We start from the raw sequence: 24,654 nt of genomic DNA, 5'->3' as shown, positions 1-24,654 counted from the left end.
AAACGGGCCTGTGGAATCAGGCCGCTGCGCGCTGCGCCTGCGGGTTGCGCCACTTGCCCAGCAGCTCGTTCCAGCGGGTGCGGGCCGCCGCCAGGTTGCGCTCCTTCACGTGGCCGTAGCCGCGGATCTGCTCGGGCAACGCCGCGATCTCCAGCGCCAGCGCGTGGTTGTCGGCGCGCAGGCCCTTGAGCACTTCCTCGATGCTGGCGCGGTACTCGCCGATGAGGGCGCGCTCGGTCTTGCGCTCCTCGGTGCGGCCGAAGACGTCGAGCGCTGTGCCACGCAAGCCCTTGAGCTTCGCCAGGAAGCGGAAGCCCGTGAGCATCCAGGGGCCGAACTTCTGCTTTTGCAGCTGGCCCTTGGCGTTCTTCTTGGCCAGGAGCGGCGGCGCCAGGTGGTAGTTGAGCTTGTAGTCGCCTTCGAACATGCCCTCGACGCGGTCCAGGAAGGTGCGGTCGGTGTGCAGGCGGGCGACTTCGTACTCGTCCTTGTAGGCCATGAGCTTGAACAGGTAGCGCGCCACCGTTTCGCTCAGGGCCGTGCTCTTGCCGGCGGCCGCTTCGGCCTGCTGCACGCGGCCGACGAAGGCCTTGTATTCCTCGGCGTAGGCGGCGTTCTGGTAGCCGGTCAGGAACTCGGCGCGGCGAGCGACGAGGGCCTCGACCGTCTCGCGCTTCTTGAACTCGATGACCTGCCCCGGGCGCACGCGCTTTTGCAGCTCGTCCGGGCGCACGGCGGCCTGACGGCCCCATTCGAAGGCGGTCTTGTTGTTCTCGATGGCCACGGCGTTCAGCTCGATGGCGCGCATCAGCGATTCGTGCGCCAGCGGCACCCAGCCCTTTTGCCAGGCGTAGCCCAGGATCATCGGGTTGACGTAGATGGTGTCGCCCATCAGCGCGGTGGCGGCGGCATCGGCGTCGAAGGCGCCCAGGCCGTCGATGCCCACGGCGCGCGCAATTTCAGCGGCGCAGGCGTCTTCGGGGTTCTGCCAGTTGGCGTTGCGCACGAAGGCGGCCGTGGGCGCGCTGTGGCTGTTGAGCGCCACGTGCGTGCGCCCTTCGCGCATGCGCGCCATGGTCTCGGCGTTGATCGTGACCAGCGGATCGCAGGCCAGGATCAGGTCGGCCGCCGCGGTGCCCACGCGGGTGGTGCGGATGTCGTCCTGCGTGTCGCCGATGAGCACGTGGCTCCAGGTGGCGCCGCCCTTTTGCGCCAGGCCCGCCGCGTCCTGCGTGACGATGCCCTTGGCCTCGATGTGCGCGGCCATGCCGAGCAGCTGGCCAATGGTGATCACGCCGGTGCCGCCGACGCCGGCCACCACCACGCCCCAGACCTTGCCGCCCACGAGCGACGGAATGACGGGCTCGGTCAGCAGGCCGAACTCGGCCGGCGTGGCCGCCTTGTTCTTGCTTTTCTTCTTGAGCTGGCCGCCTTCGACGGTCACGAAGCTCGGGCAGAAGCCCTTCAGGCAGCTCATGTCCTTGTTGCAGCTGCTCTGGTTGATGGTGCGCTTGCGGCCGAATTCGGTTTCCAGCGGCTCCACGCTCAGGCAGTTGCTCTGCACGCTGCAGTCGCCGCAGCCTTCGCACACCAGTTCGTTGATGACCACGCGCTTGGCCGGATCGACGGCCGTGCCCCGCTTGCGGCGGCGGCGCTTCTCGGTCGCGCAGGTCTGGTCATAGATGATGGCCGTGGTGCCGGCCATGGCGCGGAACTCGCGCTGGATGTCGTCCAGCAGGTCGCGGTGTTTCACCTGCACGTGGTCGCCCGGAATGGTCACGCCCTCGTACTTTTCGGGCTCGTCGGTGACGATGACGACCTTCTTGGCGCCTTCGGCGTGCAGGCTCTCTGCGATCTGCAGCACCGAGTGGCCCTCGGGGCGCTCGCCGACCTGCTGGCCGCCGGTCATCGCGACCGCGTCGTTGTAGAGGATCTTGTAGGTGATGTTCACGCCCGCCGCGATGCTCTGGCGAATCGCCAGCAGGCCGCTGTGGAAGTACGTGCCGTCGCCCAGGTTGGCAAAGATGTGCTGGTCGGTCGTGAAGGGCTGCTGGCCGACCCATGGCACGCCCTCGCCGCCCATCTGCGTGAAGCCGATGGTGGAGCGGTCCATCCAGGTCGCCATGAAGTGGCAGCCGATGCCGCCCATTGCGCGCGAACCTTCGGGCACGACGGTGCTGGTGTTGTGCGGGCAGCCCGAGCAGAACCAGGGCTGGCGCGTGGCGTCGGCCACGCTGGTGGACGCCTGCTGCACCACCATCGCGCGTTCCTTGGCCTCGAGGATGGCCAGCTGCGCATCGATGCGGGCGGCCATGTCGGCGCCGGCGGCTGCCAGGAGGCCGGTCTTCTTCAGGCGCGCGGCAATGGCCTTGGCGATGAGCGCCGGGTTCAGGTCGGCGTTGGCGCGCAGCAGCGTGTGCGAGGTCGGGTTGGGCATCGACCATTCGCCGCCGGAGTAGCCGTCGTCCGTGGAGCTGGCGCCTTCGTCGAACTTGCCGACCACGTTGGGGCGCACGTCGGAGCGCCAGTTGTAGAGCTCTTCCTTGAGCTGGTATTCGATGACCTGGCGCTTCTCCTCGACCACCAGAATCTCTTGCAGGCCGGTGGCGAAGTCGCGGGTGAGCTGCGCCTCGAGCGGCCACACCACGCCCACCTTGTGCAGGCGGATGCCCAGCTGGCGGCAGGCCGCGTCGTCCAGGCCCAGGTCGATGAGCGCCTGGCGCGTGTCGTTGAAGGCCTTGCCGCTGGCCATGATGCCGAAGCGGTCGTTCGGGCCTTCGATCACGTTGTGGTTCAGGCGGTTGGCGCGGATGTAGGCGAGCGCGGCATACCACTTGTAGTGCATGAGCCGGGCTTCCTGCTCCAGCGCATGGTCGGGCCAGCGGATGTGCAGGCCGCCGGGCGGCATCTCGAAGTCGGTGGGAATGACGATGTCGACGCGCTCGGGGTCGATCATGGCCGTGGCGCTCGACTCGACGATCTCCTGGATCGTCTTCATGCCCGACCACACGCCCGAGAAGCGGCTCAGCGCGAAGGCGTGAATGCCGAGGTCGAGAATTTCCTGCACGTTGGCCGGGAAGAACACCGGCGTGCCGCAGGCCTTGAAGATGTGGTCGCTCTGGTGCGCTGCGGTCGAGCTCTTGGAGATGTGGTCGTCGCCGGCCACCGCGATCACGCCGCCGAATTCGGTGGTGCCGGCCATGTTGGCGTGCTTGAAGACGTCGGAGCAGCGGTCCACGCCCGGGCCCTTGCCGTACCAGATGCCGAAGACGCCGTCGAACTTGTTGGTGCCCTGGGGCGAGAAGCCCAGCTGCTGCGTGCCCCACAGCGCCGTGGCCGCGAGCTCTTCGTTCACGCCGGGCTGGAAGACGATGTTCTGTTCCTTGAGGAACTTGCTGGCCTTCCACAGCGCCTGGTCGTAGCCGCCGAGCGGGGAGCCGCGGTAGCCGCTGATGAACCCGGCGGTGTTCTTGCCGACCTGCTTGTCGCGCAGGCGCTGCAGCATCGGCAGCTTGACCAGGGCCTGCACGCCGCTCATGAAGGCGCGGCCGTAGTCGAGGGAGTATTTGTCGTCGAGCGTGACGGTTTCTAGCGCGCGGCGAATGTGCTCGGGCAGCGGGGCGTTCATGTGTTCTGTCTCCGTATTGGCAGGGCTTTGTGGGCCTGGCTGATGGGGTGTGGGTCTGTGCCCGGTAGGGCGCGAGCCCATGGTCACGCAAAGTGTATGCCGGGGTCCGCGACAGGTGTTTGCGTTTTTCGTCCCCAAAAAGCGGCTTTCAGAAAGAATCTTGCTTAACATCCACGCCTATGGAAAGCATTGACAAGTTCGACCTCGCTATCCTGCAAGAACTGCAGACCGATGGTCGCCTCACGAACGCCGAACTTGCGCAGCGCGTGGGCCTGTCGGCAGCGCCCTGCTGGCGCCGCGTGCGCGCGCTCGAAGACGCCGGCTTCATCAAGGGCTACCGCGCCGAGATCGACCGCCACAAGATCGGGCTGGGCGTGCTCGCTTTCGTGCGCGTGGACACCGAGCGCGTCACCCACGAAGCCACGCGCAAACTCGAGGACGCGATCCGCAAGATGCCCGAGGTCGTGGCCTGCCACTACATCAGCGGCACCGGCACCTTCGAGTTGCAGGTGGTGGCGCAGGACCTGAACGGTTTCTCGGCCTTCGCGCGGCAGAACCTCATGAACTTGCCGAACGTGAAAGACCTGCACACCAGCTTCTCGCTGGGCGAGGTGAAGGCGAACAGCGCGCTGCCGCTGGGGCACCTGGCGAAGTAGCCGCCCTCCAAAGAAAAAGGCCGCCTCCCGCGAGGGAGCCGGCCTTGTCATCCGCCCGAGGGCGGTGCACCTCTATTAGTTAGAAGGTGATTTCCTTCTCGACGTCCTGCAGCTTGCGGCGGGCCAGCGCCAGGTTCGACTTCGCCTTGTCGAGCACGAAGTAGATGAACACGCCTTCCTTCTGCGCCATCGGGCGCAGCAGGTGGTACTGCTTGCCCAGCGTGATCAGGATGTCTTCGATGGTGTCACTCAGGCCCAGCGCGCGCATCGTCTTGAGCTTGGCACGCATCACTTCGGTGTTGCCGGCGGCAGCCACTTCGAGGTCCACGCCGGAGCCGGCGGCGCCCAGCATCATGCCGCTGGCGGAATCGACCACGGCGGCGCACAGGGCGCCGTCGGCGGTCAGAAGGTTGTCGAGGCTGGTCTGGATCGAGGCCATGTCAGTGAGTCCTGGTATTGAAATTCATGCGAATGAAAGAAGAGGGTGAAGACGTCGCATGCCAATTCGTCTCCGCCCGTGAATTCGTAGCGAAGGCCTAAGGCTGCGGCGCCTCGAGCGCCCGCACACAGGCCGCCGTGCGGTACATCGCCTGCGCGAGCACCGCGTCGGCGTCGGCGATGACGTTCACCACCAGCGCGGTCTCGCCGTTGTGCACCGGGCTGACCAGCGCAAAGCCGTTGTCGGTCGCGACCGTGATGCAGGTGCAGCGCCCCAGGCCGGCCTCCTGCGACACCACGGCGCCGATGGCGGCGATCGAGCTGGCCATGGCGGCGATGCGCGCGGGCTCGACGTCGCGCCGGGCGACGCTGGCGATCTCGAAGCCGTCGGGCGTGGCCACCACCACCGAGGCGACGCCGCTCACTTCGTCGAGCACGCGGCGGGCTTCGACCGCGGCGCGCAGCTTCAGGGCGTGGGGAATCTTCATGGCGCGGCCTCCTCGTCGAGCACTTCGATCTGCATCAGCAGCGTTTCGATCAGCGCGACGACGTCGTCCTTGCGGCGCGGATCGACCGCCAGCAGCGGCAGCACCAGACCGCGCGCGGCCAGCGCCTGCGCGTAGTCGTCGAGCGTGGGGGTGGGGTGCGACGGCAGGCGGCTCACGCCCACGGCGCAGGGCATGCGCTCCAGCGCGCCGGCAAAGCCGTCCAGGTACTGGGCCAGGTCGGCCATCGGGTCGGGCCGGCTGTTGTCCAGCAGGATCGCCAGGCCCAGTGCATCGCGCACCAGGATCTTCCACATGAAGTCGAAGCGGCTCTGGCCCGGCGTGCCATACAGGCGCAGCCGGTCGCCGTTGTCGAGCGTGACCTGGCCGAAGTCGAGCCCCACCGTGGTGGTGGCCTTGGCGACCGAGGTGTCGGCGTTGGCGACCTCGGTGGCGATTGGCGCGGTGTCGCTGAGGGCCGCGATGGCCGTGGTCTTGCCCACGCCCATGGGGCCCGTGAAGACGAGCTTGAAGTCCCTCATGTCGGTGCCCTCTTCAGGCCAGCCCGAGGCGTCGGCGGATGCGCGAGAGCAAGCCCCGCTTGTGCTGCGCGGCCTCACCGCCGGCACCACTTCCAGAGGGGCGCGGCCCGCGGGCTTCCTCCGACCAGGTCAGCGCGCCTTCTTCCTCCAGCAGACCGAGGAAGGTGCTGCACTCCTGCACGTCGATGCGGCCCAGCACGCTCAGGCTTTCGGCCGATTGCGCGCTCTTCGACAGTGCGGCCGCGAGCCGCACGTAGATCGGATGGCGCTGCAGGGTCACCTGCGAGGGCCAGCGGATCAGCGAGGCGCGCGCGCGGATCGAGCGCACCATGGCGCGCGCCGCGTCGCCCGAGGCCCCGCTCGGCGTGATCTGGTTGAGCAGCGCGACCAGCTCTTCCGCGTAGATGGGACGCGCCAGCGTGCGGCGCGCGGGGGCTGCTGGCGCTGCATCGCCGCGCGCCACCATCGGCACCACGAAACGTGCCGCCGGCGTCTGCCGCTCGGCGGCCGGGGTGTCGCCGTCCACCAGCAACAGGTCGCACGGTTGCGATTCGCTGACGGTCCAGAGGGACCCAAGATTGGAGCTGAGGCGAACGATGATCCTCAAGAGCTCGACCTCGACCTGAGGGAGCCCCATGACGCCCAAAACCAATGGCATAACCTTCTTCCCTGACCAATTGTTTTTAATAGTTCCTTATTGTTATATGTGTTAACTAATTGATGCGTCGTGTATCGAAACAATGCCCAAATATGGGTGCGCACCGAGAAGTAACGCACACGATTGGGAGCGCCGAACGGGCGTGGCCGCCCTCCGCAAGACCTCTGGGACACTTGGCCGCATGAACTCCGAAGCCACCGGCCTGCGGGCCCTGTCGCACCTTCACACCCTGGGCCTGCTGACCGACGCGGAACACGCGCAGGCGCTCGCGCACCCCGACCTGCCGAACACCGCGCTGCGCACCCCGAGCGAAGCACTGGGCTGGGCGGCGGCCAAGGACATCGTCGCGCCGGAATCGTTGCCGGGCCTGCGCGCCCGTGCCGCCCCCGGCGCGGAAGACGAAGCGCACCGCACCGTGGCGAACGCCGTGGCCATGGTCAGCGGGCAGGCGCCGGCCTGGGTGCTGTTCGAGATCGGCCTCATGGCCCACCGCCTCGAAGACGGCGTGACCGACAGCGCGCTCGACCAGTTGCAGGCGCTGCAGCTGATCGACCCCGTGCAGCACTTCCAGGCCCGCAGCCTGCTGCCCGAACAGGAACCCGAATGGGCCGCGCCCGCTTCGCCGGCCGCCACGCTGGCCTGGGCCGTGCGCACCGGCGTGCTGACGCCCGCGCAGCTGCAGGCGCTCGCCACGCCGATGTCCGCGATCTCGCCGGAAGGTCGGCAGATCGTGGCCGACGCGCTCACCCGCACGGAGCGCGGCAGCGACGGCCACACGAAATCGGTGCACACCCGCACCGAGCGCAGCAGCAGCGACGGCCACACGAAGACGGTGCACACCCGCACCGTGACGTGGCACAGCACGGGCGCGTCCAGCGCTTCGGGTTCGCCCCGCGCGGGCAAGGTGATCGCCGTCGTGGCGGTGGTAGCCGTCGCGCTCTACTTCCTGTTCGCCCGGTAACCGGCAAGGGGTCCCGATAGCGACCGCCTAAAATGCTCGCCCACCGCTTCCCGCCGGCGGCAAGACACAAGGACCCCGAATGAACTCTCTACGCCGCGCCCTGGCCCTCGGCCTCGCAGCCGTTTCGCTCACCTTCGGTGCCCAGGCCCAAGCCCAGAACCGCGAACTCACCGTGGCCTCCAGCGCCACCTACGCGCCGTTTGCCTTCGAGAACAAGGACAAGCAGATCGTCGGCTTCGACATCGACATCATCAACGCCATCGCCAAGCAGCAGGGCCTGAAGATCAAGGTCGTCAACACGCCCTTCACCGGCATCTTCGGCGCACTGAACAACGGCGACGTCGACCTCGTGATCTCGGGCGTCACCATCAACGAGAAGCGCAAGCAGAGCTACGACTTCACGCCGCCGTACTTCGCGGCGCGCCAGCTCATCGCGCTGCCGAAGAACAGCACCGTGGCCTCGCTGAAGGACCTCACGGGCAAGAAGATCGCCGTGGTCAGCGCCTCGACCGCCGACGACATCGCCTCGCGCGAGTTCGGCAAGACCAGCCCCAACATCCGCCGCTTCGAGAGCACGCCGCTCATCATTTCCGAGCTGGCCGGCGGCGGCGTCGATGCCGCCATGGGTGACAACGGCGTGATCGCCTACCGCGTGGCGCAGCACGCCGAGCTGAAGACGCTGGACGACAAGTCCTTCCCCGAAGAAGGCTTCGGCATCGTCGTGAAGAAGGGCGACAAGGCGCTGCTCGACAAGCTCAGCGCCGGCCTGGCGGCCATCCGCGCCGACGGCAGCTACGTGACGATCTACAAGAAGTGGTTCAACAAGGACCCGAACGTGCGCTGAGCCGCACGGCATTTTCCTGAACACGGCCGCCCTCACGCGGCCGTTTCGTTTTTTTCGCAGACAGACAGATAGACAGAGTGGAGGACGCAGGCATGGAACAACCAGTGCTGCTTTTTGGATGGTTCCGCTGGGACATCCTCGTGGAATACAAAGACCTGTTCTGGCAGGGCGCCTGGATGACGCTGCGCATGACCGTGGTCTGCGTGCTGCTCGGGTCGAGCTGGGGCCTGTGCCTGGCGCTCGCGCGGCTGGCGCAGGCGCGCCATGCGCCATGGACCTGGGTCACGCGCGTGCTGCTGCGCTGGCCCGCCACGGTGTACGTGAGCTTCTTCCGGGGCACGCCGCTGTTCGTGCAGATCCTGTTGATCCACTTCGCGGTGATGCCGGTGTTCATCCACCCGAGCACCGGCCTGCTCATCGACGGCGAACTGGCGCGCACGCTCAAGCAGGAGCACGGCGCGCTCATCTCGGGCGTGGTCGCGCTCACGCTGAACTCGGCGGCCTACATTTCCGAAGTGTTCCGCGCCGGCATCCAGTCGATCTCGCGCGGGCAGTTCGACGCCGGCCGCTCGCTGGGCCTGAGCCCCTCGCAGGTGATGCGCTACGTGGTGCTGCCGCAGGCGTTTCGCCGCATGCTGCCGCCGCTGGGCAACAACGCGATCGCGCTGCTCAAGGACACCTCGCTCGTGTCGGCCATCGGCCTGGCCGAGCTGGCCTACGCCGCGCGCACCGTGGCCGGCGCCTATGCGCGCTACTGGGAACCGTACCTCGCGATCTCGGTCGTGTACTGGGTGATGACGCTGGTGCTGACGACGCTGCTGCGTCGCCTCGAGCATCGCCTCGCCCGCAGCGACAGAGGCTGAGCCGCGCCACAATAGCGCGACATGCCGCCCATATCCCCCGAAGAGACACCCCTCCCGCCGGCCAAGCCGCAGCCCTCGAACCTCGCGGCGCTCGAGCCGCTGAAGCTCCCCGTGTTCCGCATGCTGTGGAGCACCTGGCTCATCGCCAACATCTGCATGTGGATGAACGATGTGGCGGCGGCGTGGATGATGACCTCGCTCACCACCTCGCCGATCTGGGTGGCGCTGGTGCAGTCGGCCTCCACCCTGCCGGTGTTCCTGCTCGGGCTTCCGAGCGGCGCGCTGGCCGACATCCTCGACCGTCGACGCTGGCTGGTGGCCACGCAGTTCTGGCTGGCCGGCACGGCCGTGGTGCTGTGCGCCGCCATCGCGCTCGACGTGATGACCGCGCCGCTCCTGCTGGCGCTCACCTTCGCCAACGGCATCGGGCTGGCGCTGCGCTGGCCGGTGTTCTCGGCCATCGTGCCCGAGCTGGTGCCGCGCCAACAACTGCCGGCGGCGCTGGGACTGAACGGCATCGCCATGAACGCCTCGCGCATCGTCGGCCCGCTCACGGCCGGCATGCTGATCGCGAGCGCGGGCAGCGTGTGGGTGTTTGCGCTCAACGCGGTGCTGTCGGTGGCCTCGGGCTTCGTGGTGCTGCGCTGGCGCCGCGAGCACACGCCCAACCCGCTGGGCCGCGAAAAGCTCATCAGCGCGATGCGCGTGGGCGTGCAGTTCGTGCGCCAGTCGCAACGCATGCGCGCGGTGCTCACGCGCGTGTCGCTCTTCTTCTTCCACTCGACCGCGCTGCTGGCGCTGCTGCCGCTCCTGGCACGCAACCTCGAGGGCGGCGGTGCCGGCACCTTCACGCTGCTGCTGGCCGCCATGGGCACGGGCGCGATCATCGCGGTGCTCTTTCTGCCGCGGCTGCGCCAGGCGCTCGGGCGCGACCAGCTGGTGCTGCGCGGCGCCATGCTGCAGTCGGCCGCCACCGCCGTGATGGCCGTGGCACCCAACGCCTGGGTCGCGGTGCCGGCGATGTTCTTCGGCGGCATGGCGTGGATCACGGTGGCCAACTCGCTCTCGGTGTCGGCCCAACTCGCGCTGCCCGACTGGGTGCGCGCGCGCGGCATGTCGACCTACCAGATGGCGATCATGGGCGCGAGCGCGATCGGCGCGGCGCTGTGGGGCCAGGTGGCCACCGTCACGTCGCTGAAGCTGAGCCTGGCCATCGCCGCCGTGAGCGGCACGCTGCTGATGCTCGCGGCCATGCGCTGGGTGACCGACGTGAGCGGCGAGGACGACGTGCGCCCCGCCCAGGCCGGCTGGGCCACCGGCCCGCCGGCCGAGGCGCCGCAGGAAGACGGCCGCGTGGTGATCACGGTCGAGTACCTCATCGATCCGTCGCGCGCCGCGGCCTTCCACCTCGTGATGCAGCAGACCCGGCGCGCGCGCCTGGGCCAGGGCGCCATCGGCTGGGAGCTGCTGCACGACATCGCGCAGCCCGAGCGCTACGTGGAGCAGATCGTCGACGAGTCGTGGACCGACCACCTGCGTCGCTTCAACCGCGCCACCGCCGCCGACATGGCGCTGCGCGAGCGCCGGTTGGCGTTCCACCTGGGCGAAACGGCGCCGGTGATCACGCGCTTCGTGGTGCGGCGCTGAGCGCGGCCGTCAGCGGAAGAACAGCAGCCGCGTGAGGAAGGTGTGGTCGGCCTCCGCGGCCATCAGCCCGACCAGCACCAGCAGGCACAGCGGCGGCAGCAGGATGGCGTAGACCAGTGCCAGCCGCTCCCACGCCATGTGCATGAAGACCGCGACGATGAGCCCGGCCTTGAGCAGCATGAAGACGAGGATCAGGCCCCAGCGCAAATAGCTCTGCACGTGGAAGTAGTCGACCATGTACGACATCGCGCTGAGCACGAACAAAAGCCCCCAGATCTTCAGGTACAGGCCGATGGGGTGCTGCTGGCCGGTGGTGGTGATATGGGTGTTCATGGTGGTCGTCCTCACCAGAGATAGAACAGCGCGAAGATGAAGACCCACACCAGGTCCACGAAGTGCCAGTACAGGCCCACGATCTCGACCACCTGGTAGTTGCCGGCCTTGTCGTAGTCGCCGCGGATCAGCTTGAAGGCCACCGCAAACAGCAGCACCACGCCGGCCGACACGTGCAGCCCGTGGAAGCCCGTGATCATGAAGAAGGCCGCGCCGAACTGCGCCGCGCCCATCGGGTTGCCCCAGGGCCGCACGCCCTCCTCGAGGATCAGCTTGGACCACTCGAAGGCCTGCATGCCGACGAAGAGTTCGCCGAAGGTGGCGGTCACGAGCATCAGCGTGGCGGCGTTCACGCGGTCGCCGCGGTACGCGAAGTTGACCGCCATCGCCATCGTGCCGCTGCTGCTGATGAGCACGAAGGTCATGATCGCGATCAGCAAGAGCGGCACGTCGGCCCCGCCCACGTGCAGCGCGAACACCTCGCTCGGGTTCGGCCACGCCGCGGTGGTCGAGACGCGCACCGTCATGTAACCCGTGAGGAAGCAGCTGAAGATGAAGATGTCGCTCAGCAGGAAGATCCACATCATCGCCTTGCCCCACGAGACGTGGAACGCCTGGCGATCGGACGACCAGTCGGCCACCAGCCCGCGCCAGCCGCTCGCGGCGACGGCGGGGCGGGCAAGGGTTGCAGAGTGGTTCATGCGAAGCCTCCTCACGACGTGCCGCAGATGACGCGCGCCACCTCCGGCGTCACCCATCCCAGCAGTGCGAACAGCGCCAGCCACACGGCCAACATGAAGTGCCAGTAGCGCGCGCACAGCGCGATGCGCCATCCGGCGCGGGCGGGGTCGGCCCACGCGACGCGCGCCGCCATCGCCCACCCGACCAGCCCGCCCGCCAGGTGCAGCCCGTGCATGGCGGTCAGCAGGTAGAAGAAGCTGCCCGACGGGTTGCCGGCCGGCATGACCTGCGCGTGCGCCATCGCGCCCCAGGCCCACAGCTGCACGCACAGGAAGCCCACGGCGCACAGGCCGCCGGCCAGCAGCAGGCGGCGCATGCGCGCCAGGTCCGCGCTGCGCGCGGCACCTTCCAACGCCACGCTGCCCGCCACCAGCAGCGCCGAGCTGAGCCACAGCTGCCACGGCAGCGCGAGCGCGATCGCGTCGCCGCTGCTCATGCGCATCACGTAGGCCACGGTGAAGAGCGAGAACAGCGCGGTGACCACGCCCATGAAGACCCACAGGCCGATGCCCGCGGCGCTCGCGTGCGCGTCGCGCAGCCGCACGTCACGCGGCAGGCCGCGCATGCGCAGGGCAGCGTCCGCGTTCATGCCGGTGCTCCCCGCGCGCCGCTCACGGGCACGTCGTCCTTGTCGTCGCTGGCCTGCGGCGGCGCGTTCTGCGCGATGAAGTCTTCCGCCGCGCCCGGCACGCCATAGGCGTAGGCCCAGCGATAGGCCACGGGCAGCCGCGGCCCCCAGTTGCCGTGGCCGGGCGGCGTCTCGGGCGTCTGCCATTCGAGCGATGCAGCGCGCCACGGGTTGGCGCCGGCCGGCCGCCCGCGCCAGGCGCTCCAGGCCAGGTTGACGATGAAGAGCACCTGGCCCACCCCGACCACCAGCGCGACCACGGTGATGAATTCATTCAGGCTGAAGGCCGACGGCGGAATGAACTTGTAGCCGTCGAAGTTGTAGTAGCGCCGCGGCATGCCCAGCACACCGAGGTAGTGCATGGGAAAGTAGATCGCGTAGGTGCCCAGGAAGGTGATCCAGAAATGCAGCCGGCCGAGCCGGTCGTCCAGCATGCGGCCGGTGATCTTGGGGAACCAGTGGTAGATGCCGCCGAACACCACCAGCAGCGGCGCCACGCCCATCACCATGTGGAAGTGCGCCACCACGAAGTAGGTGCCCGACAGCGGAATGTCCACGCTCACGTTGCCCAGAAACAGCCCCGTGAGCCCGCCGATCACGAAGGTGCACATGAAGGCCAGCGCGAACAGCATCGGCACCGACAGGTGGATGTCGCCGCGCCACAGCGTCAGGAGCCAGTTGTAGACCTTGATCGCAGTGGGCACCGCGATGACCAGCGTGGTGGTCGCGAAGAAGAAGCCGAAGTACGGGTTCATGCCGCTCACGAACATGTGGTGCGCCCAGACCACCACGCTGAGCCCGCCGATGGCCACGATGGCCCACACCATCGTGCGGTAGCCGAAGATGCGCTTGCGCGCGTGCACGCTGATGAGGTCCGACACGATGCCGAAGGCCGGCAGCGCCACGATGTAGACCTCGGGATGGCCGAAGAACCAGAACAGGTGCTGGAACAGCAGCGGACTGCCGCCCTTGTAGCCCGTGACCTGCCCCATCGACACCAGCGCCGGCATGAAGAAGCTGGTGCCCATCGTGCGGTCGAGCAGCAGCATCACGCCGCTGACGAACAGCGCCGGAAAACCCAGCAGCGCGAGCACCGTGGCCACGAAGATGCCCCACACCGTGAGCGGCATGCGCAGCAGCGTCATGCCCTTGCAGCGCGCCTGCAGCACGGTGGTCGCGTAGTTCAGGCCGCCCATGGTGGTGGCCACGATGAAGATCAGCAGCGACACCAGCATGAGCACGATGCCGCCGCCGTGGCCCGGCGTGCCGGGCAGGATCGACTGCGGCGGGTACAGCGTCCAGCCCGCGCCCGTGGGGCCGCCCGCGACGAAGAAGCTCGCCATCAGCACCACCACCGACAGCAGGTAGACCCAGAAGCTCAGCATGTTGAGGTAAGGGAACACCATGTCGCGCGCCCCCACCATGAGCGGGATCAGGTAGTTGCCGAAGCCGCCGAGGAACAGCGCCGTGAGCAGGTAGATCACCATGATCATTCCGTGCATCGTCACGAACTGGTAGTAGCGCTCGGCGTTGATGAACTCGAACTGGCCCGGAAAGCCGAGCTGCAGCCGCATGAGGTTCGACAGCACCAGGCCGACCACGCCCACCGCGATGGCGGTGCAGGCGTACTGCACGGCGATCACCTTGTGGTCCTGGCTCCAGACGTAGCGGCGCAGGAAGCTCTGCGGCGCCGGGTGGCCGCCGTCGTCGTGTTCGTCGTCTTGAGTGAGCGCAGCGTCAGTCATCGCGCGGCCTTCTGTTCGGTGGCAGCCTGCGCCGGCGGGCTGCCCAGACTCTGGATGTAGGCCACCAGCGCGGCCAGTTCCTCGTCGCTCAGGTCGATCTTCGGCATCACCGGCGGGAAGCCCTTCACATGGCGCGCCTGCGGGTCGCGGATGAAGCTGCGCAGATACGCCTCGTCGACCAGCGCCGTGCTGCCGTCGGCCATCGACTCGTTCTTGCCGTACAGGCCCTTCCAGGTCGGCCCGACGCGTGCGCTGCCGTCGATGGTGTGGCAGGCCACGCAGCCCTTGGCGTCGGCCAGCGCGCGGCCCTGGTCGACGCGTGCGCCACCACCCCCGCCGGCCGGCGCCTGGGCCGCTTGTGCCGCCTGGGCCGCCCGCGCCTGCTGCATCACGGCGAAGGTCGGCAACGCAGTGCGCCACGCGCCGTAGGCCGCCGCGTCCTCCACCACCACGAAGCCGCGCATGTTCGGATGGCCCACGCCGCACAGCTGCGCGCACAGCGCCTCGTAGCGGCCCGCGACGGTCGGCGTGAACCAGAAGCGGCTGACCTGCCCCGGCACGATGTTCATGCGCGCGCGGATGGGGGGCACGAAGAAATCGTGCAGCACGTCGTGGGAGCGCATCAGCACCAGCACCGGCTGGCCGATCGGCAGGTGCACCTCGTCGCCGGGCGCCAGCAGGTCGTCCTGCCCCGCCGGGTCGGCCGGGTCGAGCCCGAACGGATTGGCGGCACTGACGAAGCGCGCATCGGTCGCGCCCAGCTTGCCGTCCGCGCCCGGCAGGCGAAAGCGCCACTGCCACTGCTGGCCCAGCACCTCGAGCACGAGCGCGTCATGCGGCGTGCGCACGTAGTTCGCGTACACCACGAGGCCGGGCGCCAGCAGCGCCATGATGCCGACGGTGGTGCCGCCGATCAGCCAGCGTTCGAGCGCGCGGCCCTCAGGCGCATGCGGCGCCACGCGGCGCCCCTCGCGGTGGCGAAAGCGCACCACGGTGTAGGCGAGGAACACGTTGATGACGACGAAGAACAGGCCCGTGATGACCAGCGTGATGGTCAGCGTGTCGTCCATGGGCTGCCAGTTGGAGGCCAGCGGCGTCGTCCACCACGGGTTGACGACGTGGAACGCCACCGAGGCCACCACGATGAGCAACAGGACGACGGCGATGGTCATGTGCTGCGCTCGCTGGGGTGGCCATCGGGGGTTCCGGGCGTCGCATGCGCGGTGGCGTCAGCGGATCGCCGGGATGTGCGGCTCATCGCCCTCGAAGCGGGCCTCGGGGTGCGTGGCTTCCAGCATCGCCTCGACCTCGCGCACGCGCGACGGCGGCAGGTCGACCATCAGCAAGACCTGGCCCTGCGCGATGGCGCTTTCGAAGCGTTCCAGCCGCGGGCTCGGGATCGACACGCCGACCATGCTGGCCGACCACGCGCCCACCACGCCGCCCAGCAGCGCCAGGCCCACGGCCACGGCCCATTCGGACTCGTCGCCGAACACCGGGAACAGCAGCGCGGCCAGCAGGCCGACGACGACACCGCAGGCGGTGCCGAGCACCCAGCCGGTCTTGGCGGCGTGAACGAGGTCGGAGGTCTGCCAGATGTTGGCCGCATGGAGCCCGGCCATGTCCTGGCCTTCGCGTGCGGCGAAATGCAGGTGCGCGATGTCGACACGCGCCAACAGCAGATCGTTCATGGCCTGCCTGGCACTCGCCAGGTCGGGCAACAGCCAATAGATGCGTCTTTTCATGGCGCCTCCTTTCCGTCTTGCGACGAGCAAGAGTCCATGGGTGATTTATAGGCTCAAGAGGGCCCGCATTCAAGTCGGCACTGACCGCGTGCTACGTCGTGTCGTACCGAATCCGGTATCGGGATCGACCCGGTGAATACGGAAGTTCGTCGGTTTTCAGATGGGAATTTGCACTGAATAATCCGTCGCGCCAGGCCCCCACGGCCTCATGAAAAACAAGAAGGAGCAGACAGCATGCGCATGAAGCAAGGCCCCCGGTTTTCCCGTTCGTCCCGCCTTCCCTGGCTCGTGACCGCCCTCGCAGGGCTCGCGGGCGGCGCCGCGCACGCGGCCTGCGGTCCCACCGCCACGCCGGGCACCGGCGACACGGTGGTCTGCGACGGCGCCACGACCGGCTCACCCAGCGTGATCGCCACGCCCGGCAGCACCGGCGTCACCATCACCGTCAACAGCGGCGCCACGCTGACCACCAACGCCACGCAGGTGCTGCTGGTGCGCGATGCCAGCAGCATCACCAACAACGGCACGATCACCGTCTCGGGTGGTTCGGGCTCGGCGCGCGCGGCGATGGTCGCCACGGGCAACGACAACACGCTGACCAACAACGGCACCCTGCGCACCACGAGCAGCGGCACCTCGGGCGTCCTCGTCACGTCGAACAGCAGCACGCGCACGCTCATCACCAACAACGGCAGCATTGGCACCACGGGCGGCAGCTCGCACGGCATCTCCTCGCTGGGCCCGGGCAACACGGTGATCAACAACGGCAGCATCTTGGCCAGCGGCACCTCGGCCAAGGGCGTGTATCTGCAGGGCGGCAACCTCGTGGCCAACCTGCTGGTCAACACCGGCAGCATCGCCACCACCGGCGCCAACTCGCCGTCGGGCGGGGCCGACGCAGTGCACGCGAACACGCTCGGCGGCACCTTCTTCTCGCGCGTGGAAAACCGCGCCGGCGCCTCGCTCTCGAGCGCCAACGGCTACGGCTACCGCGGCCAGAACGGCAACGACGTGCTGGTCAACGCCGGCACCATCGAAGGCCACGGCGGCGCGGCCAACACCGACGCGATCTACATGGGCGCGCTCGGCAACGGCACATTGATATTGCAGACCGGCTCGGTCATCAAGGGCGGCGCCGACGGCGGCGTCGGCAAGACGGCCAGCACTTTTCTCGAAGGCAGCGGCACGGTCGACAATGCCTTCCGCAACTTCCAGCACCTGACGATGCGCGGCACCGCGTGGTCGTGGCAGACCGACGCGAGCTTCTCGGACTCGATCCGCGTCGAGTCCGGCCGCTTCAACCTGCCCGCCACGCTGACCAGCCCGGTCATCACGGTGCTGCCCGGCACCACCGTGGCCGGCACCGGCACCTTCGCGGGCAACGTGACGAACCAGGGCACGCTGCTGCCCGGTCCGAACGACGGCGTCGGCTTCGGCGCCTTCACGGTGCGCGGCAACTACTTCGGCGGCAGCGGCGCGCTGGTGCAGGTCAACACGGTGCTGGCGGGCGACAACGCACCGTCGGACAAGCTCGTGATCGACGGCGGCGCGGCCACGGGTTCCACCGGCCTGCGCGTGGTCAACCGCGGCGGCCTGGGCGCGCCCACGCTGGCCGACGGCATCCTGGTGGTGCAGGCCGTCAACGGCGGCACCACGGCCGACAAGGCGTTCTCGCTGACCCAGGCGGTGGAGGCCGGCGCGTACAACTACCGGCTGTTCCGCGGCGGCGCGACGGGCGGCAACCCCGACAACTGGTACCTGCGCAACAACGGCTACCTGGTCGGCGGCACCGTGGTGGGCTCGCTGGAAGAAGCCGCCGAGGTGATCGCCGAGTCGGGCGCTCCGGCCACGGTGGAACAGGTGAAGCTCTACCGGCCCGAGGTGCCGCTGTACAGCGCCCTGCCGATCGCGGTGCGCCGCCTCGGGCTGGCGCAGCTGGGCACCTTCCACGACCGGCAGGGCGACCAGCAACTGCTCGCGGACGGTGAAGGTGGAGGTCGACAGGCCTCGTGGGGCCGCGTGTTCGGCGAAAGCACGCGGCAGCGGCTGCGGGGCGATGCCAACCCGCAATTCGACGGCAGCGTGAGTGGCCTGCAGCTGGGCCACGATTTCCTGGCGGCCACCGACAGCGCGGGCGGGCGCCACCGCGTCGGGGTGCTGGGCGGCTACACGCGGGCCAGCGGGAATGCGAGCGGCGTCGCCGGCGGCGCCACCAACGCGGCGGCCGGCCGGCTCACCGTCGAGGGCTACAGCCTGGGCGCCTACTGGACCCGCGTGGCCAGCAGCGGCTGGTACAGCGACGCCGTGCTCCTGGCCACGCGCTACAAGGCCGATGCGCGCTCCACCTTGGGGCGCGGCGGCCGCCCGCACGGCACCCACGTGACCGCATCGCTCGAAGCCGGCTACCCGCTGGCGCTGAGCGACACCGTGACGCTGCAGCCGCAGGTGCAGCTCATCTGGCAGCGCAGTTCGCTCGACGACTTCGACGACGGCCTTTCGACCGTGCGCTTCCAGCGCGACAACGCCGTCACCGGCCGGCTCGGCGCGCGGCTCGAAGGCCGCTTCGACGCGGCCGGCGGCGTCTGGAAGCCCTACCTGAAGGTCAACCTGTGGCACACCTTCAGCGGCAGCAACGCGATCTACTTCGGGCCGACCGACCAGGTCGTCAACCGCCGCAACGCGAGCGCGCTCGAGGTCGGCGGCGGCATCGTCGGGCAGTTGAACCAGACGCTGTCGGTCTACGGCGGCCTGGCCTACACCAGCGCCATCGGCATCACCGAGCAGACCGGCGTGCAAGGGCAACTGGGGCTGCGCATGCGGTGGTGAACCCCGGGGCGCCGGACACCGGACGGGCCAAGTTCTGACCGTCCGGGCAAATTTGATGGCATGCGGTTTGCTTGATAAAGATCAACGGGTATCCACGGATAGCCAGTCTTTTTTGACCACATGGATAATTTAGACCATCATCCCGTCCGCCCGCCCCGAGGAACATCCCGATGAATCACCCCCCCTTGCGCAGCCGCTTCTGGTCCGACCTGACCAGTGAAGAGTTCTCCCGCCTCGACCGCGAACGGCTCATCGCCGTGCTGCCGGTGGGTGCGACCGAACAGCACGGCCCCCACCTGCCGATGTCGACCGACACCGCCACCATCGACGGCATGGTGCAGGCCAGCCTGCCCTACCTGCCCGACGACCTGCCGGTGCTGTTCCTGCCCACCGTGCCCTACGGCAAGAGCAACGAGCATTCGCGCTACCCGGGCACGCTCACGGTGTCGGCGAACACGCTGATCTCGCTGTGGAAGGACGTCGGCGCCTGCGTCGCCAAGGCCGGCGTGCGCAAGCTGGTGCTCTACAACAGCCACGGCGGCCAGATGAGCGTCATGGACATCGTGGCGCGCGACCTGCGCGAAGAACACGACATGATGGTCGTGGCCGCCAACTGGTACACGCTGGGCCTGCCCGAGGGCCTGTTCACCGCGCACGAAGGCAAGCACGGCATCCACGCGGGCGACCTCGAAAGCTCGGTGATGCTGCACCTCACGCCCGACTACGTGCGCAAGGATCAGTTCCAGAACTTCGGCTCCCTGACCGAGCAGATGGCCGCCGAAAACAAGTTCCTGTCGATCACGCCCAGCGGCAAACTCGGCTGGCAGATGCACGACATCAACCCGGCCGGCGCCGCCGGTGACGCCACGCGCGCCACGGCCGAAAAGGGTGCGGCGGTGCTCGACCACGTAGGCCAGCGCTTCGTCGAACTGCTGCACGAGATCGACCGCTTCCCGCTGGAGCGGCTGGCCAACGTTCCCGCCTGGCGCTGAGCCCCGGCTGCACAAGGAGTTCCATGGAAAGCACCACGCCATCCACGCCGCCGCTGGTCCGCCTTCGCAACGTCGGCAAGCGTTTTGCCAACGGCACGCTCGCCCTGCAGGGCATGACGCTCGACATCGGCGAGCACGACTTCGTCAGCTTCCTCGGCCCCTCGGGCTGCGGCAAGAGCACCGCGCTGCGGCTGATCGCCGGGCTCACCCGCATCAGCTCGGGCGACATGCAATGGTCGGGCGCCAACACCGGCACCGCGAAGGACAGCAAGAGCGATCGCGACCTGGGCTTCGTGTTCCAGGAGCCCACGCTCATGCCCTGGACCAAGGTGTTCGACAACGTCTGGCTGCCGCTCAAGCTGGCGGGCATGGGCCGCGACGAAGCCGCGCCGGTGGTGCAGCAGGTGCTGGAGCTGGTCGGCCTCTCGCGCTTTGCCGACGTGTACCCGCGCGAGCTCTCGGGCGGCATGAAGATGCGCGTGTCGATTGCGCGCGCGCTGGTCACGCACCCGCGCCTGCTGCTCATGGACGAGCCCTTTGCCGCGCTCGACGAAATGACGCGCATCAAGCTCAACAACGACCTGCTGGCCATCTGGCGCGAGCACCGCTTCTCGATCGTGTTCGTCACGCACAGCGTGTACGAGTCGGTGTATCTGTCGAACCGCATCGTCGTGATGGCGGCGCGCCCGGGCCGCGTGATCGACGAGATCGCCATCGACGAGCCCTACCCGCGCGGCGAAGCCTTCCGCACCTCCAGCCGCTACAACGCGCACTGCACCGCCGTTTCACAATCTCTGCACGGAGCACTCCATGGCCTCGACATCGACCATTGAAACCGTGATGCCCCTCGACACCACCACCACCCACGAAGCCACGCCGTCCGCCGAGACACTGCGCGCGCACGAAGACAAGCTGCGCCGACGCGAGTCGACACTGCGCGTCGTCGTGCCGGTCGTCATCGTCGCGGCACTGCTGCTGGTGTGGGAGTGGATGGTGCGCGCCAACGACATCCCGCACTACATCCTGCCCGCGCCCTCGCTGATCCTGCGCACGCTGTTCGACAACTGGGGTTCGCTCTCGGGCGCGCTGTGGTTCACGGTGAAGCTCACACTGCTGGCGCTGGGCGCCGCCATCGTGGGCGGCGTGCTGCTGGCCATTGCGTTCGCGCTGTTCAAGTGGGTGGAGATCGGCCTGTTCCCGATCGCCGTGATCCTGCAGGTGACGCCGATCATCGCGATCGCGCCGCTGATCTTGATCTACGTGTCGAGCACCACCGCGGCGCTGTTGCTGTGCGCATGGATCGTGGCCTTCTTCCCCATCCTTTCGAACACCGTCATCGGCCTGAAGAGCGCCGACAGCAACCTGCGCGACCTGTTCCAGCTGTACAAGGCCTCGCCCTGGCAGACCTTCCGCTACCTGCTCGCACCCAGCGCGCTGCCGTACTTCATGGCGGGCCTGAAGATCGCCGGCGGCCTGAGCCTCATCGGCGCGGTGGTGGCCGAGTTCACGGCCGGCACGGCGGGCAAGGAAACGGGGCTGGCCTCGCGCATCCTCGAATCGAGCTTCCGCACCGAGATCCCGATGATGTTCGCGGCGCTGCTGCTCGTGTCGTTGCTGGGCATCGTGATCTTCGTCGTGTTCGCCGCGCTGTCGCGGCTGGTGCTCGGCCATTGGCATGAAAGCGAAATGCGCCGTGAACGCTAGAACCCCGCTGTCCGCGGTCGACTGGGACGCTGTGCGCAACGACCTGCGCGGCCTGAACGTGATCGCCACGCCCAGCCAGCGCAAGCAGCTGTCCAAGGACTTCTACTGGTACAGCCCCATCCTCACGGCGCAGCTCGCGGGCTGCGTGGCCGACCTCGTGGTCAAGGTCAGCACCGAGGACGACGTGCGCCAGGCCGCGGCCGTGGCCACCAAGTGGAAGCTGCCGCTCACCGTGCGCGCGGGCGGCACCGGCAACTACGGCCAGTGCGTGCCGCTCGAAGGCGGCCTCGTGCTCGACGTGACGCAGATGTGCCGCGTGCTCGACCTGGCCGACGGCCGCATCCGCGTCGAGGCCGGTGCGCGCATGCACGACATCGACCTGGCCGCGCGCGAGACCGGGCAGGCGCTGCGCATGTGGCCCTCGACCTGGCACGTGGCCAGCATCGGCGGCTTCATCGCGGGCGGCTTCGGCGGCATCGGCTCGTTCCGCCACGGCATCCTGCGCGACCCCGGCAACCTGCTGCGCGCGCGCGTGATGACGGTGGAGCGCGAGCCGCGCGTGATCGAGCTGGTGGGCGACGAGATCCAGCAGGTGCACCACGCCTACGGCACCAACGGCGTGATCCTCGACGTGGAAGTGGCGCTGAGCCCGGCGGTCGACTGGGTGCACTGCACGGTGCTGTTCGAAACGTACCGCGGTGCGCTCGACTTCGGCATTGCCGCGCAGGCGCCCGCGTACGATCTGTTTCTGCTCTCGACCGTGGAGGCGCGCTTCTCGCCCTACTACACGGCCATGGGCGAGCACTTTCCGCCCGACCGGCACGCGGTGTTCACCATGGTCTCGCCCGACACGCTGGCGGGCTTTCGCGCGTTGGCCGCGGCGCACGGCGGCACCATCTCGGTGGCCGGCACCGAAGATGAGCTGCAGGCCGCCGGCCTGCCGCCGGCCTACGAGTGCGCCTTCAACCACACGACGCTGCAGGCGCTGAAGGCCGACCGCAGCTGGACGTACCTGCAGGTGGCCTACGCCCAGCCCTTCGATCCGGCCGTGGTCGAGCGCCACCTCGCCATCTTCGGCGACGACGTGCTGCAGCACCAGGACTTCGCGCGCGCCAACGGCGAGTGCGGCACCTTCGGCATCCTGCTCGTGCGCTGGAAGGGCGAGGCCCACCAGTACGAGGTGATGCGCGAGATCGAGTCGCAGGGCGGCGCGCAGATCTTCAACCCGCACGTCTTCACCATCGAGGACGGCGGCATGAAGACCATCGACACGCAGCAGATCGAGTTCAAGAAGCGCAGCGATCCGATGGGTTTGATGAACCCCGGAAAAACGCGCGGCTGGACGCCCGACATGGCCGTCGAGCGCTGAGAAAAACATTTAGTCTTCGCATCCCGTCCCCACCCCAACCTCCACAGGAGTCCGTCCCCATGCGCATCCCCGCTTTCTCTCTCCGGCCGCTGGCCTTCGGCCTGGCCCTCGCAGGTGCTGCCTTCGCCGCACACGCCCAGGAAAAAGTGGTGTTCGCCACCAACTGGAAGGCGCAGGCCGGCCACGGCGGCTTCTACCAGGCGCTGGTGGACGGCACCTACAAGAAGTACGGCCTCGACGTGGAAATCATGCAGGGCGGCCCGATGGTCAACAACCGGCCCATGCTGCCGGCCGGCAAGGTCGACTTCCTCATGACCGGCAACCTGCTGCAGTCGTTCGACAACGTGAAGAACGGCGTGCCCACGGTGGTGGTCGCGGCCATCTTCCAGAAAGACCCGCAGGCCATGTTCGCGCATCCGGGCCAGGGCTACGACACCTTCAAGGACATGACCAAGGCGCCCGTGGCCTTCATCGGCAAGGACGGCCAGTTCAGCTTCTGGCAGTGGATGAAGTCGGAGCACGGCTTCAAGGATTCGCAGCTCAAGCCCTACACCTTCAACGTCGGCCCGTTCCTGGCCGACAAGAAGTCGATCCAGCAGGGCTACGCCATCTCGGAGCCGCTGTCGATCAAGGCGCAGGCCGGCTTCGACCCCGTGGTGCACCTCCTGGCCGACCACGGCTTCTCGACCTACGCCACCACCATCGAGACCCGCGCCGACCTCATCAAGACCAAGCCCGAGACGGTGCGCAAGTTCATCGAGGCCTCGATCGTCGGCTGGAACAACTACCTCTACGGCGACAACAAGGCCGCCAACGAGCTCATGGCCAAGACCAACCCCGACGCCACGCCGGCCGCGCTGCAGGGCTCCATCGATCTCATCAAGAAGATGGGCATCGTGGACAGCGGCGACTCGCTCACCAAGGGCATCGGCGCGATCGACGAAGCGCGCGTGAAGGACTTCTACGACAAGATGGTCAAGGCCGGCCTCTACAAGCCCGGCGAGATCGACCTGTCGAAGGTCGTGAGCACGCAGTTCGTCAACAAGGGCGTGGGTGTCGACATCCGCAAGAAGCTCAGCGGCAAGTAATTCGTTTCGTTGTTTTTCCCGTGGGTCGCGCGGGGCTTGCGCCGGGGTCAGATGCCGGCGCCTGGGTTTGCCATAAGGCACGCGCGGCCTTTTATCCCTGGGCTCTGACCCCGTCTCGCCGAACAGGCGAACCGGCCCGAACCATGAAAACGCTCGTCGTCCATTGCCATCCGAATCCTGACAGCTTCAACCACGCGCTCTACCGCACCGCCCTCGACGCGCTGCAGCCTCGCCATCCCGTGCGGGCCATCGACCTGTACGCCGAGGGCTTCGATCCGACGCTGACACGCGAAGAGCGCATCGCCTACCTCGACAACCCCGAACTGATCCGCGAACGCGTGAAACCCCACGTCGAAGCGCTGCTGTGGGCCGAGCACCTGGTGTTCGTCTACCCCACCTGGTTCCATGGACCGCCGTCCATGCTCAAGGGCTGGCTCGAACGCGTGTGGCTGCCGGGCGTGGCCTTCCTGCCCGCGGAGCGCAAGGGACAACTCGCCAAGTCGGGCATGCGGCACATCCGCCGGCTGACGGTGGTGACCACGGGCGGCTCGCCGCGCTGGTTCGTGATGGTGATCGGCGACCCGGGGCGGCGGTTGTTCACGCGCGCGCTGCGGGCGCTGTTCGCGTGGCGTTGCAAGGTCACGTGGCTGCAGCTGCACGACATGAACGCCGTCACCGACCGCGACCGCAGCCATTTCATCGCGCGCGTGGCGCGCACGCTGCACAACATCTAGCCAACAAACAAGCAAGCAGGGAGACAG

At 68.1% G+C, this 24,654-nt stretch carries 23 protein-coding genes; 12 read left to right on the top strand and 11 right to left on the bottom strand.

Annotation, left to right across the window (positions count from 1 at the left end; genetic code table 11):
- Positions 1-16: 16 nt before the first annotated feature.
- Positions 17-3,628, bottom strand: coding sequence for an indolepyruvate ferredoxin oxidoreductase family protein (locus CY658_RS14460; RefSeq protein ID WP_101490865.1), 3,612 nt, complete (start codon positions 3,626-3,628; stop codon positions 17-19).
- Between the two features lie 179 nt (positions 3,629-3,807).
- On the opposite strand from CY658_RS14460, the gene CY658_RS14455 reads away from it, so the two are divergent.
- A complete protein-coding gene (locus CY658_RS14455) occupies positions 3,808-4,284 on the top strand; it encodes an Lrp/AsnC family transcriptional regulator (protein ID WP_062478228.1) in 477 nt (158 codons plus the stop codon).
- A 79-nt stretch (positions 4,285-4,363) separates the two neighbouring features.
- On the opposite strand, the gene CY658_RS14450 is transcribed toward CY658_RS14455, so the two are convergent.
- The 4 genes from CY658_RS14450 to CY658_RS14435 form a co-directional block, all read right to left on the bottom strand.
- Entirely contained in the window at positions 4,364-4,723 is a 360-nt protein-coding gene (locus tag CY658_RS14450) for a hypothetical protein (protein WP_099794000.1), read from the bottom strand.
- Between the two features lie 97 nt (positions 4,724-4,820).
- Positions 4,821-5,210, bottom strand: a complete 390-nt coding sequence (locus tag CY658_RS14445; protein ID WP_101490864.1) for a roadblock/LC7 domain-containing protein — start codon at positions 5,208-5,210, stop codon at positions 4,821-4,823.
- Entirely contained in the window at positions 5,207-5,749 is a 543-nt protein-coding gene (locus CY658_RS14440; RefSeq protein WP_101490863.1) for a GTP-binding protein, read from the bottom strand. The genes CY658_RS14445 and CY658_RS14440 overlap by 4 nt, the downstream gene beginning before the upstream one ends.
- 13 nt (positions 5,750-5,762) lie before the next feature.
- Positions 5,763-6,407, bottom strand: a complete 645-nt coding sequence (locus CY658_RS14435; protein ID WP_143713687.1) for a hypothetical protein — start codon at positions 6,405-6,407, stop codon at positions 5,763-5,765.
- A gap of 181 nt (positions 6,408-6,588) precedes the next feature.
- Here CY658_RS14435 and CY658_RS14430 point away from each other — a divergent pair, with 181 nt between their 5' ends.
- The 4 genes from CY658_RS14430 (at position 6,589) to CY658_RS14415 (ending at position 10,722) form a co-directional block, all read left to right on the top strand.
- A complete protein-coding gene (locus CY658_RS14430; protein WP_101490861.1) occupies positions 6,589-7,368 on the top strand; it encodes a hypothetical protein in 780 nt (259 codons plus the stop codon).
- A 79-nt stretch (positions 7,369-7,447) separates the two neighbouring features.
- Complete coding sequence (locus tag CY658_RS14425; RefSeq protein WP_101490860.1) at positions 7,448-8,212, top strand: basic amino acid ABC transporter substrate-binding protein; 765 nt, start codon at positions 7,448-7,450, stop codon at positions 8,210-8,212.
- Positions 8,213-8,304: 92 nt separating this feature from the next.
- A complete protein-coding gene (locus CY658_RS14420) occupies positions 8,305-9,075 on the top strand; it encodes an amino acid ABC transporter permease (protein ID WP_101490859.1) in 771 nt (256 codons plus the stop codon).
- Positions 9,076-9,096: 21 nt separating this feature from the next.
- Entirely contained in the window at positions 9,097-10,722 is a 1,626-nt protein-coding gene (locus CY658_RS14415; RefSeq protein ID WP_099794014.1) for an MFS transporter, read from the top strand.
- A gap of 9 nt (positions 10,723-10,731) precedes the next feature.
- On the opposite strand, the gene CY658_RS14410 is transcribed toward CY658_RS14415, so the two are convergent.
- Genes CY658_RS14410 through CY658_RS14385 form a run of 6 tightly spaced genes read right to left on the bottom strand, consistent with a single transcriptional unit; the run spans position 10,732 to position 15,914 of the window.
- Positions 10,732-11,055, bottom strand: a complete 324-nt coding sequence (locus tag CY658_RS14410) for a cytochrome C oxidase subunit IV family protein (RefSeq protein WP_101490858.1) — start codon at positions 11,053-11,055, stop codon at positions 10,732-10,734.
- An 11-nt stretch (positions 11,056-11,066) separates the two neighbouring features.
- Complete coding sequence (locus tag CY658_RS14405) at positions 11,067-11,756, bottom strand: heme-copper oxidase subunit III family protein (RefSeq protein ID WP_101490857.1); 690 nt, start codon at positions 11,754-11,756, stop codon at positions 11,067-11,069.
- Positions 11,757-11,767: 11 nt separating this feature from the next.
- The gene (locus CY658_RS14400; protein ID WP_101490856.1) at positions 11,768-12,385 is read right to left on the bottom strand and encodes a bb3-type cytochrome oxidase subunit III; all 618 of its coding nucleotides are present in this window, start codon (positions 12,383-12,385) and stop codon (positions 11,768-11,770) included.
- On the bottom strand, positions 12,382-14,169 hold the full coding sequence (ctaD, locus tag CY658_RS14395; RefSeq protein ID WP_101490855.1) for a cytochrome c oxidase subunit I: 1,788 nt from the start codon (positions 14,167-14,169) through the stop codon (positions 12,382-12,384). The genes CY658_RS14400 and ctaD overlap by 4 nt, the downstream gene beginning before the upstream one ends.
- Entirely contained in the window at positions 14,166-15,341 is a 1,176-nt protein-coding gene (locus tag CY658_RS14390; RefSeq protein ID WP_101490854.1) for a cytochrome c oxidase subunit II, read from the bottom strand. The genes ctaD and CY658_RS14390 overlap by 4 nt, the downstream gene beginning before the upstream one ends.
- A gap of 57 nt (positions 15,342-15,398) precedes the next feature.
- Entirely contained in the window at positions 15,399-15,914 is a 516-nt protein-coding gene (locus CY658_RS14385; RefSeq protein ID WP_101490853.1) for a DUF1269 domain-containing protein, read from the bottom strand.
- 234 nt (positions 15,915-16,148) lie between these two features.
- On the opposite strand from CY658_RS14385, the gene CY658_RS14380 reads away from it, so the two are divergent.
- From CY658_RS14380 to CY658_RS14350, 7 genes are all read left to right on the top strand, one after another.
- Positions 16,149-18,740 carry an autotransporter family protein gene (locus tag CY658_RS14380; RefSeq protein ID WP_101490852.1) on the top strand — a complete coding sequence of 864 codons (2,592 nt, stop codon included), beginning with the start codon at positions 16,149-16,151 and terminating at the stop codon, positions 18,738-18,740.
- Between the two features lie 170 nt (positions 18,741-18,910).
- Positions 18,911-19,732, top strand: a complete 822-nt coding sequence (locus CY658_RS14375; protein WP_101490851.1) for a creatininase family protein — start codon at positions 18,911-18,913, stop codon at positions 19,730-19,732.
- A gap of 23 nt (positions 19,733-19,755) precedes the next feature.
- Positions 19,756-20,565: an ABC transporter ATP-binding protein gene (locus tag CY658_RS14370; RefSeq protein WP_101490850.1), complete on the top strand. Its 810-nt coding sequence runs from the start codon at positions 19,756-19,758 to the stop codon at positions 20,563-20,565.
- Positions 20,543-21,436, top strand: a complete 894-nt coding sequence (locus tag CY658_RS14365; protein ID WP_219589595.1) for an ABC transporter permease — start codon at positions 20,543-20,545, stop codon at positions 21,434-21,436. The genes CY658_RS14370 and CY658_RS14365 overlap by 23 nt, the downstream gene beginning before the upstream one ends.
- Positions 21,408-22,805: an FAD-binding oxidoreductase gene (locus CY658_RS14360; protein ID WP_101490849.1), complete on the top strand. Its 1,398-nt coding sequence runs from the start codon at positions 21,408-21,410 to the stop codon at positions 22,803-22,805. The genes CY658_RS14365 and CY658_RS14360 overlap by 29 nt, the downstream gene beginning before the upstream one ends.
- 59 nt (positions 22,806-22,864) lie before the next feature.
- Positions 22,865-23,893 carry an ABC transporter substrate-binding protein gene (locus CY658_RS14355; protein ID WP_101490848.1) on the top strand — a complete coding sequence of 343 codons (1,029 nt, stop codon included), beginning with the start codon at positions 22,865-22,867 and terminating at the stop codon, positions 23,891-23,893.
- Between the two features lie 143 nt (positions 23,894-24,036).
- Positions 24,037-24,627 carry an NAD(P)H-dependent oxidoreductase gene (locus CY658_RS14350; protein WP_101490847.1) on the top strand — a complete coding sequence of 197 codons (591 nt, stop codon included), beginning with the start codon at positions 24,037-24,039 and terminating at the stop codon, positions 24,625-24,627.
- Positions 24,628-24,654 lie beyond the last annotated feature (27 nt).

The sequence above is a fragment of the Variovorax sp. RO1 genome, assembly GCF_002849325.1.
Classification (GTDB): Bacteria; Pseudomonadota; Gammaproteobacteria; order Burkholderiales; family Burkholderiaceae_C; genus Variovorax.
The sequence above is the reverse complement of the archived record's forward strand: the minus strand, read 5'-3'. Positions and strand labels throughout refer to the sequence as shown.